Genomic DNA, 2182 nt, shown 5'->3' with positions numbered 1-2182 from the left:
AGAGTGGTTGAGGGCCCTGTGGGCCTTCGGCCCACTCCGGCCGCAAGCGGCCGGATCCCTTCCCCGCCCTCTGGTGTCCTCGTGGGCCGCGTCGCCACTACGTGACCGGCGAGGTAACGAAGGGCCCGCTACAGGCCAGGCACGGGGCGGTACGCGTCCCTGCGGTAGCCGGCTCTGGTGGCAGAAAAAAGGGTTGTGGATAACCCACAATAAGAGCCATTCCATGATAGGCATGCCGGTCTCAGGATTCGGCCAATAACTGGCGAGTAGGCCTGCCATTCTCATGGATGTTGGCATATAATCAGAGTATGAGCTTTCCTCCCAGCACACCGCGCCCGACCGGGGACACCCCGGTCGATAAGTCGATGGCGGGTGCGCGGGAGATGGCGGTGGAATTCTCCGGCCGGGATATCCCGTTCGGATGTGAAACCGATGTGCTCGCACAGTTCGGCCGCCTCAACCAGGAAACAGACCGGATCCGCTATGGGATGCTGCCCGCCCTGGCCCGCATGGAAGCCACCGGCGCTCTGCTGGAAGAGGGCGGACAGCGCAGCATCCAAGCCTGGATCACCCACCAGTGGGGCACCACCCCCGCTGAGGCCAACAACCTCGCCACCCTCGCCCGAGCCCTGTACAAACAGCAGCTCCCGCTCGTAGAAGAAGCCTTCCAGAGCAAGGCCCTGTCCTTGGGTGAAGCGTGCGCCATCGCGACCTCCACCGAAAAAGCCACCGCCGAGTGGACGCGGGTGTGGGAAAAGGGTGATGAGGAATTCCGTGCCCAGCGCCCTTCGGTGGAAGGGTTTCGAGCCCGGTTGGAATACGGGCTCATCGCCTATAAGAAGGAGCGCCCGCAAGTCTCGGTGCGCCAGTTGCGGGACGCGACGAAATGGTTCGTCGCACGGCTGGACCCGGAAAAGGCCGACCGGGACTATGACGAAACGTTCGAAAAACGCGGCGCGCAGTTCTCGCCCACCTTCGAGTCCGGGTTTTTGCTGCGGATGTGGGGTCCGGGGGCCGACAACGAGCTCATCCAAGCCGCCCTGAAGGCCTACACCGAGCCGTACGGGCCCGATAACGCCGCCATCCCCAAGCACCAGCGGGTCTATGACGCGATGATGCGGATCTTCGAGACCGCCCTGGGCCACCGGGAGTGTGCCAAGGCCCCGCAGGCGTTGGCCACGCTGAACATCACCGTCCCCCTGAAGCGGTTCCTGGGCGACGTCACCGCAGAGCCGGCCACCACCGAGGATGGTGTGGTCATCCCCGACCAGATGGTGGCCCGCCTGACCCCTAACAGCTGGTTGCGCCGGTTCCTGACCGACGCCCAGGGTCGGACTCTGTTGGATGTGGGGCGAAAGCAGCGATGCGCCCCGGATCCGGTCCGTCAGGCGGCCGGGTTCAAGAAGCCCTACTGCGAGTGGCACCAGGGCTGCGACATGCCCCGCAGTTGGTCACAGTACGACCACATCGTCCCCTTCTCCCACGGCGGGGCCACCAGCGCGGCCAACATGCAGATCTTGTGTGCGACCCATAACAGGCTCAAGCACCGCCTCCAGACCAAGATGAACCGGAAGATCTGGGAACACCACCACACCCAGAACCGCCAAGAAACAGGCAAGGACAGCGGGTCCGGGGATGGGGAAGGAGAGCCAGCCCCAGCCACCGCCCCCTAACCACCACCACCCGTTTCCACCAGGCGGAACAGCGCCACCGCGAGATCACCCCCGGTTGGGTGTCAGACCCCAAGGGCCCTGTGTCCTGTGGGGATATCGGCATGCCCCCACCCCGAGCCATATCCCGGGGACGGAGTGGCTCCCATCGGGGGTACCGGCAGCACACCTGCCGGCACTGCCTCTACTGCGAGTACCAGCACTGGTACTGGCACCACTGTCACCCCACTGCGGGCACAGTGCCGGGTGCCGGCACCGGGGCTACCCCCACCACCACTGCCCGCCGGTACCGGGGGCTGCTACCGGCACCGGCGTGGTCTTGTTGCCAGAGCCGGCTACCGCAGGGACGCGCCCCACCACCCACCCCACCTGTAGCGGGCCCTTCGTGACCGGACCCGTCACGTAGTGGCGACGCGGCCCACGAGGAGACCAGAGGGCGGGGAAGGCATCCGGCCGGCTGCGGCCGGAGTGGGCCGCAGGCCCACAGGGCCGTTGGGACCTCAACCACTCTC

At 66.1% G+C, this 2182-nt stretch carries 1 protein-coding gene; it reads left to right on the top strand.

Annotation, left to right across the window (positions count from 1 at the left end):
• Positions 1–308 precede the first annotated feature (308 nt).
• Positions 309–1673 (top strand): HNH endonuclease signature motif containing protein, encoded by a 1365-nt coding sequence (locus tag BQ8420_RS17435; RefSeq protein WP_160049344.1) that lies wholly within the window; start codon positions 309–311, stop codon positions 1671–1673.
• The last annotated feature ends 509 nt before the right edge of the window (positions 1674–2182 follow it).

Source organism: Nocardiopsis sp. JB363 (assembly GCF_900143625.1).
Taxonomy (GTDB): domain Bacteria; phylum Actinomycetota; class Actinomycetes; order Streptosporangiales; family Streptosporangiaceae; genus Nocardiopsis.
The sequence above is the reverse complement of the archived record's forward strand: the minus strand, read 5'-3'. Positions and strand labels throughout refer to the sequence as shown.

Excerpts from the sequence above, each read along its gene's own strand:
- BQ8420_RS17435 (WP_160049344.1), top strand. The coding sequence starts at position 309 with ATGAGCTTTCCTCCCAGCACACCGCGCCCGACCGGGGACACCCCGGTC.